Genomic DNA, 14,510 nt, shown 5'->3' with positions numbered 1-14,510 from the left:
CCTCACTATTTGTACCAAAAATTAAATGTTATTTTGTATACGATAAACATAGGCAAGCACTTCCGCAACTGCTTTAAAAAATTCTTCTGGTACGCTTTCGCCAATCTCTGCATTGTCATGTAAAGCACGAGCTAATGGACGATTTTCGACCATGATAATATCGTGTTCAGAAGCAATCAATTTTATCTTTTGTGCGACAAAATCTACTCCTTTAGCAACGACAATTGGCGCATCAGCTTTTGCTTCATCGTACTTCAAGGCAATAGCAAAATGAGTAGGATTGGTAATGACGACATCCGCTTGAGGAATCTCTTGCATCATTCTTCTTTGCGCCATTTCTCTTTGCCTTTGTTTGATTTTTGATTTGATGAGAGGGTCACCCTCGGAATTTTTATACTCATCTTTAATATCTTGTTTAGACATACGAATATTTTTCTCGAAATCATATTTTTGATACAAATAGTCGAATGTAGCTAAAAACAATAAGGCGACAGACGCACTAATACCCATCTGAACGGTTAAACTTAACATGATTTTCACAGAGGTAGCAGGACTTTTAAAAGATAATGTTAGGACCTCATCAATTCGTGAATAGAGCACAATAAAGGTTGCCATTCCGACGAAAGTGATTTTCAGAATCGATTTTAATAGTTCGACAATTGCCCTCATAGAAAAAATCCGCTTAAATCCTTTGATGGGGTCAATTTTCTCCAATTTAGGGGTTAAAGGTTCAGCTGAAAACAGAAAGCCTATTTGCAAATAATTCCCCACAAAAGCGGCAATCATAGCTACTAGCATGATGGGTCCCATTAACAGCATCATTTGCCCAAAAATTTCAACGGCAATGGTCTCAATCGTGTTGACGGATAAGGGCATAAACAAATAATCTTCAAAGGTATGATGAAATAAAGTGAAAACAATTCCTCCAAAAAAACTTCCACCAAAAGTAAAAAATAGAAAAACAGCTAACAATACGAAAGCTGTATTCATATCCTGGCTTTTAGCGGTTTGCCCTTTCTTTCTAGACTCTTGTCGTTTTTTGGGTGTTGCCTCTTCTGTTTTTTCACCAGAGAAAAACTGCAGATCTAAGGATAAATAGGTCATTCCTGATAACTCCCTAATAACACCATAAATTCTCTCATTGTTACAAGCATCAATTCAAAAAGTTGCCCTATTAACGCCATCATTACTCCCATTACAATAAATAAGACGACAAAACTGACACCAATTTTTATCGGGAAGCCTACAACAAAGATGTTTAATTGTGGGACAGTCCGTGCAACTATACCAAGAGCAATATCGACTAAAAATAGTGTTGCTACCACGGGAGCTGCCATTTGAAATGCGATGGCAAATACTGCGCTAAATGAAGTGATCATGTACTCCGCTAACGCAGGATCTTTAAAAGGCAACCAAGCCTGATTTAAGGGAATAAACTCGTAACTATAATAAATGCCATCTAACAATAGATGGTGGCCGTTTAAAGCAAGTAACAATAATAGTGCGAACGTATATAAATATTGACCCGTAATGGGCGTTTGTCCTCCTGTTTGTGGGTCTACAACATTTGCGATTGAAAATCCCATTTGAAAATCGATAAAACCTCCAGCAATTTGGATGGCAGAGATAATCATATAAGCTGCGAAACCGACAAGAAGTCCCACCATTGATTCTTTTAGGATAAGAAGAAAATAAATCCCATCAATCGGTATCGGTTCAGCAGCGACCACATAATACATTATCCAGGCAATGATGGCAGAAAAACCAATGCGATGTTGAGCTGGAATCGTTCGATAAGAAAACAACGGCATTGTCACAAAAAAAGAGGCTACCCTCACAAAGATCAAAAGGAAAACAGAAAAAATTGGCACTATTTGATCCATGCCACTATCCTACAAACCGTGTTAAATTCGTGAAAATTTCTGTTGTATATGACAACAGGAAGGATAACATCCATGGACCAAAGAAAATAACCCCAACCATTACTGCAACAATTTTCGGGACAAAGGCTAACGTTTGTTCTTGAATTTGCGTTGTTGCCTGAAAGATGCTCACAAGTAGTCCTACTACAAGAGCTAAAAGAAGTAATGGAGCACAAACTATTAATGTTGTATAGACTCCTCGCTCAGCGAGAGAGATGACCATTTCTGCATTCAATCAATTTCACCTACTTAAAAGCTTTGTAATAACGATTTAATCACTAAATACCAGCCATCCACTAAAACAAATAAAAGGATTTTAAAAGGTAAAGAGATCATAACAGGCGGAAGCATCATCATTCCCATACTCATCAACACACTAGCCACCACCATGTCTATCACTAAAAAGGGAATAAAAACCATAAACCCAATTTGAAAGGCGGTTTTGATTTCACTAATGGCAAAGGCTGGAACTAAAGATGTTAGTGGAATATCTTGAATGCTGTCGGGTTTTTCCGCTTTTGAATAAGCTAAAAACAGCTCCAAATCTTTTTGCCTAGTATGTTTACTCATAAAATCTTTAAAAGGAACAGCTGCTTTCTCATAAGCTTCCTCTAAAGAGATGTCTTCATTAAACAACGGAGTCAAAGCTTCGTCGTTTACTTGTTGTAATGTGGGAGCCATAATAAAAAACGTTAAAAACAAGGATAACCCAATAAGCACCTGATTAGGAGGCATTTGTTGGGTTGCTAAAGCTGTTCGAACAAAGGATAAGACAATCACAATTCGAGTAAAACACGTCATTAAGATTAAAATACTTGGAGCCAGAGATAAAACCGTTAACAAAAGCAGAAGTCGAACAGATGAGGAAACCGTTTCAGGAGAACCTGTATTAAAAAGTTCCATCACTTCATTCATCTTGTTTTTTCTCCTCTTTATTGAGTTCGTTTAACATGTTTTTTCTCCCTTTTTTCATTTCTGCTAACTGGGAAGACATTAAAGAACCAAAAGAACTCTCTGACTCTTCCTCTCTTTTTTTCCATTGACCTTTAGTTAAAAACTTAGTTATGGGATTGTTAGCCTGCAACACTGTATCTTGGGTTTGCTGAAATGAGTTAATAATTTCTTGGTATTCACCTTGATTATCAATTTCCTTTAACAAAGTAATATCCTCTCCAACACCCACTACAAGAATTCGTTCTCCCACCTTCACGAGTTGAACAGAGCGATTTCCACCTAAAGGCGTACCACCCAAGTTATGTATTAGTTTCGTCTGTTGGAAAGCTCGACTCCTTTGATTAATAAATCGTAACAACAAATAAATTAAACCCACGACAAAAATAAGAGCGAAAATCATCTTAATAAAATCCCACACTGAAACACCAGGTCCTGCAACGATCTCATTATCTACAGGTGTAGGGTCAGAATCGATTAAATCCTCTTTGCAGCCCTCAGCATTAGGATTTAGAAAGCAATCATCAACAGTGGGGTTTACGTAAGCTTGCGGGTGAGGTGTTCCCCACCCGATGAAGCTCGCTATTAATATGGCAATAACAATCCTATGAATGTATTTTATAGTCAACACAAATGCACCTTCTTGTTGCTCAATTATGCGAGAGTTTTACCAATCGCTTCTAAAACACGATCTGCTTGAAACGGTTTAACAATAAAATCTTTTGCCCCAGCTTGAATGGCATCTATTACCATTGCTTGTTGTCCCATTGCAGAACACATAATGACACGGGCACTACTATCAATTCCTTTTATTTCCTTTAAAGCTGTGATACCGTCCATTTCTGGCATTGTAATATCCATTGTGACTAAGTCTGGTTTAAACTCTTTATACTTTTCAACGGCTTGTGCCCCGTCTGCTGCCTCTGCCACAACATCATAGCCATTCTTCACTAGTATGTCCTTGATCATCATTCTCATAAATGCTGCATCATCGACGATTAATATTTTGTTTGCCATTTGTATTACCCCCAAAGAATTCTCATTTTAATTTTTTTAGACGATCGCTTTGACTAACAATGTCTGTAATTCTAACGCCAAAGTTCTCATCAATTACAACCACTTCACCTCTAGCGATGAGGCGGCTATTCACCAATATATCCACAGGTTCACCCGCTAATTTATCTAGTTCTATAATCGATCCCGAAGATAATTCTAATATATCTTTTACCGATCGATTAGTTCTACCAAGCTCAACTGTCACCTGTAGAGGAATATCAAGCAGCATATTTAAATTTTGCGCTTCATGCTCTTGTAATTGCGGTGTTCCAAAGGATGTAAAGGCAGCAGGTTGAACCTGAACGCTTTCTCCGTTCCCCAATCCTCCAAAATGTTGAGGAGCGTGAGGTTTTCCCAATGGCTGTGTTTGTGGTGTCGGTGTTATTGTCCCCATTGGTTCTAGCGATGCTGGAACTTGCTGTTGAGCCGCTCGAATTTTCGCAGTTTTTGGCGGATTCTCTTCTATTGTATCGGATTTTGTCTCGTTTGTATTGCCCTGGTTTAATAATTCATCTACTAAACTTTTCGCAAAGGTAAGTGGAACCAGTTGCATAATATTTGAATCAATCAAAGACCCAATTTTTAGTGAGAAAGAAATTTTAACGAGCATATCCTGGTTAGGTATATTTTCGGAACCTTCTCCTCCCGGCAAGTACATCAAATCAATGGTCGGAGGTGATATGTCGATTTTTTTCGTAAATACGGTCGACATTGAGGTAGCAGCAGATCCCATCATTTGATTCATTGCTTCTTGAACAGCACTTAATTGAATCTCACCGAGATCAGACGAAGGATTTAATCCATCCCCACCTAACATTAAATCGGCAATAATCGCTGCGTCAGATTGTTTAATGACGAGTAAATTCGCTCCTATAAATCCTTCCGTATAATGCACTTGGATGGCCACATAGGGTTGTGGAAACTCATCTTGTAGATTCGCCTGTTCAATCACCGTTACTGTGGGCGTTGTGATTTCTACTTTTTGGTTTAGCAAGGTTGAGAGCGCTGTTGCTGAGCTTCCAAATGAGATATTCCCTATTTCACCTAAGGTATCTTGTTCGAAGCTAGATAAGTATTCTTCGACCTTTATATTCGGTTTACTTTCTGCTTCATCTGCTGTTCCGCGAAGAAGAGCATCAATTTCGTCTTGTGAGAGCATATCACTCATCATCATCGTCTCCCTTCTTCAAAGAATCAAGAACTTGTACAGCTAATTTTTTGCTTACTTTACCAGGTTGGGCTGTGAATTTAGGGACATCCCCGACTTTTACTACCAGTGGTGAATCAATCTTTTGATTAAGCTCAATGACATCCCCTTTGTCCAGCATTAGAAAGTCTTCAATTGAAATTTGGGAATTCCCCAATTCAGCAACAACCGGCACAAACGCTTTTTTAATGCGTTGTTGTAGAGCTTCCACCTCAATGGGCTCCCGCTCTTTTTTTTCCGTTTGCATCCAATAATGAACCGATAGTTTCGGAATAATCGGTTCCAAAACCACATGAGGGATACATATATTAATCATTCCACTCGTTTCACCAATGATGGTTTCTAGAGATATGACCACAACGGTTTCATTTGGAGATACCATTTGTAAGAATTGAGGATTGACTTCAAAATCCGATAATAAAGGATCAATATTAGCAATAGTCGACCAAGCTTCTCGAAGGTTTTCGAATGCTCGGTCAAACAAGTTAGACATAATTTTTGTTTCAATTTCAGTCAAATTATCTACCTTATTCACACTTGACCCTTTTCCACCCATGACCCTGTCCATCATGGCATAGGCGATATGTGGGTTAACCTCAAATAGTATCCTCCCTTCTAGAGGAGGGACTTCAAATACATTTAATATCGTCATCTTCGGTATGGATCGGATAAATTCTTCATATGGAATTTGATCCGCTGACGCGACCGTTATCTGAACATATGTCCGTAGTTGCGCAGAAAAATAGGTCGTTAATAGTCGCGAAAAATTTTCGTGAAGGCGCGTTAAACTTCTTATTTGGTCCTTGGAAAAACGAAGAGCTCGTTTAAAATCATATACTCTAACTTTTTTCTCTTCTTCTTCCTTTTTGAAATCATCTGCACTCATTTCACCCGTTGATAGAGCTGATAATAGGGCATCAATCTCATTTTGAGACAACACTTCACTAGACATCCCTCTTCACCTCCTTATGTGTGGTAGAAACAATGATTTACTGAATGATGATGGAGGTGATATAAACCTTTTCAACCTTTCCTTCTTGCATTAATTGATTAAATTTACCTGAAAGCAAATTTTCAATTTTTTGTTTCCCTTTTTTACCACGTATATCTTCTGCGTTTACTTCGGATAATTCTTCAATAATAATATTTCGAATCTGGAAATCACGTTTTTCAATTTCTTCTTTCGCTTTCTTATTTTCAGTCTGAATTTTAAACGAAATGCGCACAAAATCATCACTTAATAAATTAGTAGTCAGTTCAGGTATATCCACAGAAGCCTCTAATATTTCCTCAATGGTCGGTTCCTTTTCTTCCGCTGACCCCTTAGTATTCAACAATAATACGAGCACTATCACTCCAACTAATGTTATGGTGACTAACAATATAAACATAATTCTTACTAATTTATTTTTAGGTTTCATCTTTATCCTTCACCCTCTCAGTCCCAAGGAGGTTCACCCGTTCATAAAATTCAAAAATCTTGTTTACGATATCCTTTTCATTTTCTTTCACAACATATTTTTTCCCGTTCGTTAACGTAATCGTAGTATCCGGTAATATTTCGATTGTTTCAAAGTAGACGGCATTCAACCAAAAAGTTGAACCATTTAAACGCGTGACATGTATCATCCTCTTTACAGAGCTACCAAATTAGCTCTTCCCTCCCTTGCCTTAACGTTTCAAGTTTACGAGCTCTTGTAAAATTTCATCTGAAGTTGTGATGATTCGTGTATTGGCTTGAAAACCACGTTGAGCTACAATCATTTCTGTAAATTCTTCGGAAAGATCGACGTTAGACATTTCAAGAGCTCCAGACTGTAAACTTCCTCTTCCTTCTGCAGCTATTCCATAATTCGGAAGTCCTGAGTTATTTGAGGCTTGATACATATTATTTCCCATTTTTTGCAATCCAGCTGCATTCGAAAACGTAGCGACAACAAGCTGATTCAATACACGAACTTCACCATTTGAGAAGATACCATTCACTTCACCAGAAGATCCGATATTAAAACTCTCAAGATATCCTTCAGAATTTCCATCGATTGTATTCACATTTGCCGAAGATGTCGAATCGAACTGGGTCAACTGACTGAAATCAAGGTCAATGCTTTGTGGAGTCGCCGCATTATTACTAAGATTCATAGCGAGTGACAAATTTCCACTCGTATAGAGTCCTTTATTCGAAAAAGAAATGGTTCCTGCATTTCCTGCCGTTAAGGTTACTGAAGGGTTCGCTGATGCAACGGTATACCCCCATGAATTATTGCCATTATTAGTTAAGGTCAGCTTTAAGTCAATATCTTGTCCAAGTGAATCTTTCACTTTATAATCAATGACGACAGGATTAGTAGAATCGGATGCTTTTAAGTTTCCATTAAATGAAGCATTTGATGTCGAGGCAGGTTCCATCGTAGTATCCGTATCTATGACTATATCTGTCATTGCACTACGATTGACGTTCCCGTTTGCATCCGCTTCATATCCTTGCACTAAACTTCCACTACCTGTAACGAGACTACCATTAGAGTCTAAGTAAAAATTCCCAGCCCGAGTATAGCTTTCTCCATTACCCACTCGAGTGACAAATAGTCCATCTCCAGAAATAGCCACATCGAGGGTTCTTCCTGTTGTTTGAAGGCTTCCTTGCGTATCAATGATATCAATACTCGCTAAGGTCCCTCCAAGTCCGATCTGTTTGGCATTTTGTCCTCCCTTATTTTCCGTTGCACTACTTGCACCTGATACTGTTTGATTCATTAAATCCTGAAATGTCACGCGTCCTTTTTTAAATCCATATGTGTTCACGTTTGAAATATTATTACCGATAACATCCAGTTTAGTTTGAAAATTTTTCATCCCACTAATTCCAGAGTACATTGAACGAATCATTTTATTTTCCCCTTTCGACTTAAGCTGCTTCTGTCAATCCGCAGCCACCGGCTTCCAATTATGGTCCAGCCAATACTAATTATTGATTTAATACAATCGCGCCATCGATATTTGTGAAAATTTGAGCAGTTGCTTCTTGACGACTCATAGCGGTAATAACCGTTTCATTTTTAGCACTAACCACTAAAGCAGCATTTTGTAAAATCACGAGAGATTCATTTACGCCCTTTGATTTAGCTAACGCCACTTTATCTTCAATGTCTTTCCACTCTGACGAAGAAATCTGAATATCTCGCCTTTCCAAACGTTGATTGGCATGCTTACTAAGCGTAAGTGATGTTTTAGGCTGAATAGCCGCCTGTAGATGATCTGAAAATGGAATTTCTACTTTTGTAGATAAAATGTTTTTAGTCGAATGATGTCTGAGAGCTGGCTGCGTTGACTGTGTATGTAAATATCGCTTGTCCAAGCCGACACCCCTTTATTCAATTTTTGTTAATTGACTTACTTCAATCTTTTTATTATCCGGAAAGTGAATCCAAATCTTTCCTTCTTTATTTGATACCGATAACACAGATCCTTCTCGTTCAACTCCTGAGACATCTGTCCAAGAAACCTTTTTTCCGATTAAATGGCTAGCTTCGACTAAAGAGTTTTCAGTTGAACCTGAAAAAACTTCACTAATATTCGCCGGAGTTAGCTTCGTTCCGTCCTCTAACGTGAATTCAACAGAATCTCCATGAAACTTTATGCCCATCACCTTCCCACTTCCTTCCAAAACAGAAATAGAATCAGAGTCAATAGCTTCATCCACCTTATGCCAAGCGACTGTTTTTCCTACAAATTGGTTATACGAGATTAATTGATTTTGTTTTTGTACATCTACAAAACTATCCATCGATTTCCCCATATTTTGCATCTGTTCTAGTGATGAGAAGGTTGCCATTTGAGCAATAAAATCTTTATCTTGCATAGGATTCATTGGATCCTGATTTTGAAGCTGAGACATTAAAATTTTTAAAAAATCGTCTTTTCCAAGGATACTCCCATTCGTTTCTCGTTGCTTTGCTTGATAAGAGGAGAGGAGAAGATTTGAGTCGATTGCCTTTGTCATGATCATCACCTAAATTTCTAGATTTAATAAAAAGTCTTTAAAACTCTCAAATGTTGATTCATCTTTTGAAGGTTCTTCATGATTCGATTGCTCTTTCTGTTGCTGTTGTTGCTTTGCATGTCCATGTTCCTTTTTAACTTCATCACCTAGCATCTGCTGTACCTCGATTTTTTCGACAGAAAGGTTTTGTTGTTGAAATGACTGCTTTAGGGCGTGTAATTGCGAATCGATTAGGTCTCTTGCCGCTCCACTAGAAGTTAAAATACGAGCGGTGATCATACCGTCCTTTTGCAATAATTCAATGCGTAAACTTCCCAGTTCTTCTGGATAAAGCTTTATTAGTAATTTATTCATATTGGGCATTTTTCCAAACTGGGCACGCGAGAGTATTGATGAGAACTCTTTCACAAATGTTTCATAGGTCGGGCCTGCATCCACATTTTTTAAATGTAGCGAGAAGGATTCCAGTTTAGACAGTGATGCAGGAAGGAAGATACTTGGTAAAGACAAGGCTTTTTCTTGTACTAGAGGCCTTGAATCCGGTGTACTCACTTCATCTGCTGTAGGTAAAGTTCTCAAAGATTGAAAAACTTGTTGCAGCAATTTTTCTGAGGGCTGACTCTTCACTACTTCTGCCTCAATTTTCATTGTAAGTTGTTCATACTCTTGTTTAAATCCCTTTAAGTTAAGAAGTGGGCGATGGTTTTCACTTTGTTTTTCCACCAAATGAATCATGACTTTCATAACTTGAATAGGAACTTCTAAGCGTTCACTCTTAGCCGCTGACCATTTTTCAATCGGCTGTTCATTCAAAATTTGTACTAGATATTGAAGTTGTTCTTCCGCTGAAAGCTCCGACATCTCTTCACTAATTGAAAAGGTCTGAAAGACGTCTTGAATAGCTTGCATTAGCTCATCGATAGAGATATCAAGTATAGTAGAAATCTCCTCAATATCCGGATACTCCGTTTTTGACTCGTTTACGTGGCTTGAAACCTCAATTTCTTCTTTTAGGAGTTGAAGAATCGCGTCTAACTCAGAGTTATTATTTGATTCTATTTCTGTATCGACTTCTGTTGTTGCTATGGTGATAAAGGATAAGAAAGAAGAATCAGTCATGAGTTCCTTAGTTGGAGAATCCCCGTTTTTAAACTGCAGTGATTGAACCAAAGATTGAGTTGTACCGAGCTTCATTTTATTCACCCCCTTTCAATCACTAGTACGTTAAGAATCTGTTTGGACAGATAGTTTTTCTGTAAACTTTGCAGCTTCATCTGGTGGTAATTTCTCCAAAATCTTAGCAAGATTTTCTGGTTTTATGTTGGATAAAATTTTAACGGCTTCCTCATCATTCATTTTACTTAGTATACCCGCCGCGCTTTTAGCTGCCATCGTTTCAAAAGTGCTGATAATTTCTTTAAAGGCTCGTTTATTTTCACTCTGAATTTGCTTTAGCTCCTCAATTTGCTGTTGAAGCTGCTCATTAGAGAGAGTGGCATTTTCGAGTTTTTCTTCCTGTCTTGAAACCTCGACTTCTAATTGCGCTATTTTTGCTTCCTTGTTTTGCACCTCAGCATGAAGTGCTGTTGCTAGTTCTTCCGTTTTCTGTTTCGAGTCATCTTCACCAACCATACTCGATATTACGGGAATACGCTCACTCACTTCTTTCGCCTTTTCTATAACATTGATATCCGCTGCTGTAGCTACCACAAGGGCGACAACAATAGCAAAAAGAATTGGAAAGATGACAACTAACAACACCCATTGAAAAAGGCCATATGGTTTTCCTTGCTTATCTAGATCACTCTTTCCCATGAAATCACCTAATTTCGCGGTTCACGAATTTCATCACCGATAATTCGTCTAGCATTTTATTTTCTTCCTTTTGCTGCTCTAGCTTATAGGCACTCGCATCATTTTCTTTTATTTTCTCAAACTGTTTAACTTCCATATTTTTTTCGGAAAATTTTTGTTCTAACCATTTCATTTTATTGCGTGCTTTCATGACTTGATCCTGATAATATGAGATGGTTTTATCCATATTCATAATAAAGGTCTGAAAGTGTCTGATTTCTTGTACAGCGAATCCCTTTACAAGCTGGTCAGCCTGATAGGTCTCTAAATCTTCTTTCTTTTTTAAGGTTTCATAGAGTTTTTCGGCCGCTTTCTCAAAAGAATGAATACTATTTTGATAATTGTAATAAACTTCCTCTTTTTCCTGCTCTTTAATTGAAAGGATCTTATCAAATTTAAACTGAAAAATGGTCATAAATTGTCACCCTTTTCGGCTAAGTGAATCAAGGAAAGGATACTCTCTTCCATTGAAATTTTTTCATGTGTTCCCTGCTTCAAGAACGTTAAAATTTTCGGATAAAATGCGATCGCTTCATCTATATCTTTGGAGGTTCCTCGTTTATATGCACCGATGCTGATTAAGTCCTCCGAATGATGATACGTACTCAATAAATCACGAATTCGACTTGCACCATCTGAATGGAGGGGCTCGGCTAAGTGATTCATTAATCGACTGACACTTTTCAGCACATTGATTGCGGGAAACTGACCTTTATTGGCTATGTTACGATCCAAGACGATATGACCATCTAAAATTCCACGTACGGTATCTGCGATTGGTTCATTCATATCATCTCCGTCAACAAGCACCGTATAAAACGCTGTAATACTTCCATGCTCATTTGTCCCCGTCCGTTCTAATAACTTAGGTAATATCGCAAAAACTGACGGAGTATAACCTTTTGTAGCTGGAGGTTCACCAGCAGCAAGACCTATTTCCCTTTGAGCCATAGCCACACGGGTTACAGAGTCCATCATGAGCATGACATTAAGTCCTTTATCTCGGAAATATTCAGCGACAGCCGTGGCCGTAAAAGCTCCTTTAATCCTCATCAACGCAGGCTGATCAGAAGTTGCTGCAATCACAATGGACTTTTTTAGCCCTTCTTCCCCTAAATCTCTTTCAATGAATTCACGGACTTCTCTACCACGTTCCCCGATCAAAGCTATTACATTTAAGTCCGCATTTGTATTTCTGGCAATCATGCCAAGTAAGGTGCTTTTCCCTACCCCACTACCAGCAAAAATGCCCACCCTTTGCCCCTTACCAACTGTTAACATTGAATCAATGGTTCGAACTCCTACCTCCATTTTCTCATCAATCGGGGGTCGACTTAACGGATTGGGCGGGAAACGATCTGTCGCCGTCGTCGTTAGGCCCTTTGGTAATTGATTTTCTGTCATTGGTTGCCCTAACGAGTCAAGTACTTGACCAATTAAAGGCATGCCTACTTTAATTTCGAGCGGATTTCCTGTCGCTTCGACTAGGGATCCAGATGATATGTCACTTACATTCGAATAGGGCATCAAAAGCACAGAGTCCTCATTAAATCCGACCACTTCCGCCATGATTTTGTTGGCTGGACGAAGCGCTTTTCCTTTGAGATGAATAAAACACACTTCGCCAATTGCACTTTCAGGACCTTGCGACTCAATCATTAAGCCGATCACTCGTTTAACTTTACCAAAGCGTTTATACGTATCTTGCGCTTCGATTTCTTCTACAAGATGCTCTAATTTCATCATGAGCCCCCTTCAAGTAGCTCAACAAGTTTAGCTTGCAATTGTTGCAACTGGCTGTCGACACTAACGATGATTCTACCCTGATTGGAATCAATGTAGCATTCAGTTTCTGTCAAATCTTCATTTGGATACAAATAATACAAGGTATTGGGAGGAATCAATTTACGGATTTCTTCACTGTACCCCATTAAGAGCGCATGATTAGTTGGATGAACATGAATTTGAATTTCCTTCATCTCTATAGCTTCTTTTATGCCCCGTTTCACAATAGAAAGAAAAGCCTCTGGTTCTTCTTTTAGGGTTTTACCTAAAATTTTCTCAGCACTTTTCATACCTAAAGTTAAAATTAATTTTTCAGCTACTTGAATCTGACGAAGGTATTCTTCCTTTGACGATTCAATTATTGATTGAGCTTCCTGGATGAGTTCTGTGTGTTTTTGAACGCTCTCTACATACCCTTGTTGAAAACCTGCTTCATACCCTTTAGTCCGTGCTTCTTCGAGGGTAGCTTGTTTAAATTGCTGAAACTCCTGCTTTTCAATTTCTATCTCTTCACTAAGTGAAATCCTTTGCATATTCGCTTCTTCTACTATCCGGTGAGCTTCTTGATTTGCTTCTTTCAAAACGTCTACATGTCGGTTTTCTAGTTCTGGCTGAGCTTTATCCTCTTCCTGTGAGAAGAAGGAAGGAAGGACTTTCAGACCGATTTCTCTTGTTGTTTCGGGAGTGGGAGATGTTTGTCGAGATTTAAAAATTCTAGACAATGATATCATCTCCTCCACCGCGAGCAATAATGATTTCTCCAGAATCTTCCAGTCGTCGGATCGTGCCGACAATTCGGGACTGAGCATCTTCAACATCTCGAAGTCGAACTGGACCCATGAGCTCCATCTCCTCTTTAAAGCTATCAACCATCCGCTTAGAAAGATTTTTATAGACTACCTCTTTAACTTCTTCACTTGAAACTTTTAGTGAAAGAAGTAAATCTTCATTTTCACAATCTCGGATGACTCGCTGAATGGCTCGGTTATCCAAGGTAACTATATCTTCAAAAACAAACATTCTCTTTTTAATTTCTTCTGCCAATTCAGGGTCCTGAATTTCTAAAGCATCTAAAATGGTTTTTTCAGTACTTCGGTCGACACCATTGAGGACTTCAACAACCGTCTCAACGCCACCTGTTTGGGTATAGTCTTGAGTAACAGTTGCAGAAAGCTTCCTTTCAAGAATCGCTTCGACTTCGCTAATAACCTCAGGGGACGTACTATCCATAAGGGCAATCCTTCTTGCAATATCCGCTTGAACCTCTTGCGGCAATTCTGATAAGATTTGACCCGCTTGTTGGGGGTCTAAATAGGACAGAATTAGCGCAATAGTTTGAGGATGTTCATTTTGAATAAAGTTTAATATTTGAGCTGAGTCTGCTTTTCTAGCAAAATCAAAAGGTTTCACTTGTAATGATGAGGTCAATCGATTGATGATGCTCGTTGCCTGTTCCGGACCAAGGGCTTTTTCTAGTATCGTTTTTGCATATCCAATTCCACCTTGACTGATAAAATCTTGCGCCAGAGCAATACTATGAAACTCTTCTAATATATCTTGCTTTGCGGCTGACTCAACCTTTTTCACACCAGATATTTCAAGTGTTAATTTTTCAATTTCTTCTTCAGACAAGTGCTTATAAATAGATGAAGCAACATCTGGACCTAATGATATGAGGAGAACAGCAGCTTTTTGCTTTCCCGTTAGTGGTTTTTCTCTACTCATGCTCTCT

General features: G+C 38.5%; 19 protein-coding genes. All 19 read right to left on the bottom strand.

Annotated elements, in window-relative coordinates:
* Positions 1 to 21: 21 nt before the first annotated feature.
* The 19 genes from flhB to fliG all read right to left on the bottom strand — a co-directional run bounded on the left by flhB (position 22) and on the right by fliG (position 14,503).
* Positions 22 to 1,104 (bottom strand): flagellar biosynthesis protein FlhB, encoded by a 1,083-nt coding sequence (gene flhB / locus U8D43_RS08370; RefSeq protein ID WP_335870731.1) that lies wholly within the window; start codon positions 1,102 to 1,104, stop codon positions 22 to 24.
* Entirely contained in the window at positions 1,101 to 1,883 is a 783-nt protein-coding gene (gene fliR / locus U8D43_RS08365; RefSeq protein WP_335870730.1) for a flagellar biosynthetic protein FliR, read from the bottom strand. Before fliR ends, flhB begins: the two co-directional genes overlap by 4 nt.
* Before the next feature lie 4 nt (positions 1,884 to 1,887).
* A complete protein-coding gene (gene fliQ, locus U8D43_RS08360; RefSeq protein WP_335870729.1) occupies positions 1,888 to 2,157 on the bottom strand; it encodes a flagellar biosynthesis protein FliQ in 270 nt (89 codons plus the stop codon).
* Positions 2,158 to 2,171: 14 nt separating this feature from the next.
* Entirely contained in the window at positions 2,172 to 2,837 is a 666-nt protein-coding gene (fliP, locus tag U8D43_RS08355) for a flagellar type III secretion system pore protein FliP (RefSeq protein WP_335870728.1), read from the bottom strand.
* Complete coding sequence (gene fliO, locus U8D43_RS08350; RefSeq protein ID WP_335870727.1) at positions 2,830 to 3,504, bottom strand: flagellar biosynthetic protein FliO; 675 nt, start codon at positions 3,502 to 3,504, stop codon at positions 2,830 to 2,832. The genes fliP and fliO overlap by 8 nt, the downstream gene beginning before the upstream one ends.
* Positions 3,505 to 3,527: 23 nt before the next feature.
* Positions 3,528 to 3,890, bottom strand: a complete 363-nt coding sequence (gene cheY, locus U8D43_RS08345; RefSeq protein ID WP_335870726.1) for a chemotaxis protein CheY — start codon at positions 3,888 to 3,890, stop codon at positions 3,528 to 3,530.
* A 22-nt stretch (positions 3,891 to 3,912) separates the two neighbouring features.
* The gene (gene fliY / locus U8D43_RS08340) at positions 3,913 to 5,103 is read right to left on the bottom strand and encodes a flagellar motor switch phosphatase FliY (protein WP_335870725.1); all 1,191 of its coding nucleotides are present in this window, start codon (positions 5,101 to 5,103) and stop codon (positions 3,913 to 3,915) included.
* The gene (fliM, locus tag U8D43_RS08335) at positions 5,090 to 6,088 is read right to left on the bottom strand and encodes a flagellar motor switch protein FliM (protein WP_335870724.1); all 999 of its coding nucleotides are present in this window, start codon (positions 6,086 to 6,088) and stop codon (positions 5,090 to 5,092) included. Before fliM ends, fliY begins: the two co-directional genes overlap by 14 nt.
* Positions 6,089 to 6,125: 37 nt before the next feature.
* Positions 6,126 to 6,557: a flagellar basal body-associated protein FliL gene (fliL, locus tag U8D43_RS08330; RefSeq protein ID WP_335870723.1), complete on the bottom strand. Its 432-nt coding sequence runs from the start codon at positions 6,555 to 6,557 to the stop codon at positions 6,126 to 6,128.
* Positions 6,547 to 6,765, bottom strand: coding sequence for a flagellar FlbD family protein (locus U8D43_RS08325; RefSeq protein ID WP_335870722.1), 219 nt, complete (start codon positions 6,763 to 6,765; stop codon positions 6,547 to 6,549). The genes fliL and U8D43_RS08325 overlap by 11 nt, the downstream gene beginning before the upstream one ends.
* Before the next feature lie 42 nt (positions 6,766 to 6,807).
* Positions 6,808 to 8,025: a flagellar hook protein FlgE gene (locus U8D43_RS08320; protein WP_335870721.1), complete on the bottom strand. Its 1,218-nt coding sequence runs from the start codon at positions 8,023 to 8,025 to the stop codon at positions 6,808 to 6,810.
* A gap of 79 nt (positions 8,026 to 8,104) precedes the next feature.
* Complete coding sequence (locus U8D43_RS08315; protein WP_335870720.1) at positions 8,105 to 8,494, bottom strand: TIGR02530 family flagellar biosynthesis protein; 390 nt, start codon at positions 8,492 to 8,494, stop codon at positions 8,105 to 8,107.
* 12 nt (positions 8,495 to 8,506) lie between these two features.
* On the bottom strand, positions 8,507 to 9,139 hold the full coding sequence (flgD, locus tag U8D43_RS08310; protein WP_335870719.1) for a flagellar hook assembly protein FlgD: 633 nt from the start codon (positions 9,137 to 9,139) through the stop codon (positions 8,507 to 8,509).
* Between the two features lie 9 nt (positions 9,140 to 9,148).
* Positions 9,149 to 10,333, bottom strand: coding sequence for a flagellar hook-length control protein FliK (locus U8D43_RS08305; protein WP_335870718.1), 1,185 nt, complete (start codon positions 10,331 to 10,333; stop codon positions 9,149 to 9,151).
* 30 nt (positions 10,334 to 10,363) lie between these two features.
* Positions 10,364 to 10,954, bottom strand: a complete 591-nt coding sequence (locus U8D43_RS08300; protein WP_335870717.1) for a MotE family protein — start codon at positions 10,952 to 10,954, stop codon at positions 10,364 to 10,366.
* Between the two features lie 4 nt (positions 10,955 to 10,958).
* Positions 10,959 to 11,408, bottom strand: coding sequence for a flagellar export protein FliJ (gene fliJ, locus U8D43_RS08295; protein ID WP_335870716.1), 450 nt, complete (start codon positions 11,406 to 11,408; stop codon positions 10,959 to 10,961).
* Positions 11,405 to 12,736, bottom strand: coding sequence for a flagellar protein export ATPase FliI (gene fliI, locus U8D43_RS08290; RefSeq protein WP_335870715.1), 1,332 nt, complete (start codon positions 12,734 to 12,736; stop codon positions 11,405 to 11,407). Before fliI ends, fliJ begins: the two co-directional genes overlap by 4 nt.
* The gene (fliH, locus tag U8D43_RS08285) at positions 12,736 to 13,500 is read right to left on the bottom strand and encodes a flagellar assembly protein FliH (RefSeq protein ID WP_335870714.1); all 765 of its coding nucleotides are present in this window, start codon (positions 13,498 to 13,500) and stop codon (positions 12,736 to 12,738) included. Before fliH ends, fliI begins: the two co-directional genes overlap by 1 nt.
* Positions 13,493 to 14,503, bottom strand: coding sequence for a flagellar motor switch protein FliG (fliG, locus tag U8D43_RS08280; RefSeq protein WP_335870713.1), 1,011 nt, complete (start codon positions 14,501 to 14,503; stop codon positions 13,493 to 13,495). The genes fliH and fliG overlap by 8 nt, the downstream gene beginning before the upstream one ends.
* Positions 14,504 to 14,510 lie beyond the last annotated feature (7 nt).

Source organism: Bacillus sp. 2205SS5-2 (assembly GCF_037024155.1).
GTDB lineage: Bacteria > Bacillota > Bacilli > Bacillales > Bacillaceae_K > Bacillus_CI.
Note: the sequence above shows the minus strand (reverse complement) of the source record. Positions and strands in the feature narration are given on the sequence as shown.

Coding starts and splice junctions, on each gene's coding strand:
- U8D43_RS08305 (WP_335870718.1), bottom strand. CDS start 10,333: ATGAAGCTCGGTACAACTCAATCTTTGGTTCAATCACTGCAGTTTAAA.
- fliY (WP_335870725.1), bottom strand. CDS start 5,103: ATGATGATGAGTGATATGCTCTCACAAGACGAAATTGATGCTCTTCTT.
- U8D43_RS08300 (WP_335870717.1), bottom strand. CDS start 10,954: ATGGGAAAGAGTGATCTAGATAAGCAAGGAAAACCATATGGCCTTTTT.
- U8D43_RS08320 (WP_335870721.1), bottom strand. CDS start 8,025: ATGATTCGTTCAATGTACTCTGGAATTAGTGGGATGAAAAATTTTCAA.
- U8D43_RS08325 (WP_335870722.1), bottom strand. CDS start 6,765: ATGATACATGTCACGCGTTTAAATGGTTCAACTTTTTGGTTGAATGCC.
- flhB (WP_335870731.1), bottom strand. CDS start 1,104: ATGACCTATTTATCCTTAGATCTGCAGTTTTTCTCTGGTGAAAAAACA.
- fliG (WP_335870713.1), bottom strand. CDS start 14,503: ATGAGTAGAGAAAAACCACTAACGGGAAAGCAAAAAGCTGCTGTTCTC.
- cheY (WP_335870726.1), bottom strand. CDS start 3,890: ATGGCAAACAAAATATTAATCGTCGATGATGCAGCATTTATGAGAATG.
- fliR (WP_335870730.1), bottom strand. CDS start 1,883: ATGGATCAAATAGTGCCAATTTTTTCTGTTTTCCTTTTGATCTTTGTG.
- fliP (WP_335870728.1), bottom strand. CDS start 2,837: ATGAATGAAGTGATGGAACTTTTTAATACAGGTTCTCCTGAAACGGTT.
- flgD (WP_335870719.1), bottom strand. CDS start 9,139: ATGACAAAGGCAATCGACTCAAATCTTCTCCTCTCCTCTTATCAAGCA.
- fliI (WP_335870715.1), bottom strand. CDS start 12,736: ATGAAATTAGAGCATCTTGTAGAAGAAATCGAAGCGCAAGATACGTAT.
- fliM (WP_335870724.1), bottom strand. CDS start 6,088: ATGTCTAGTGAAGTGTTGTCTCAAAATGAGATTGATGCCCTATTATCA.
- fliJ (WP_335870716.1), bottom strand. CDS start 11,408: ATGACCATTTTTCAGTTTAAATTTGATAAGATCCTTTCAATTAAAGAG.
- fliL (WP_335870723.1), bottom strand. CDS start 6,557: ATGAAACCTAAAAATAAATTAGTAAGAATTATGTTTATATTGTTAGTC.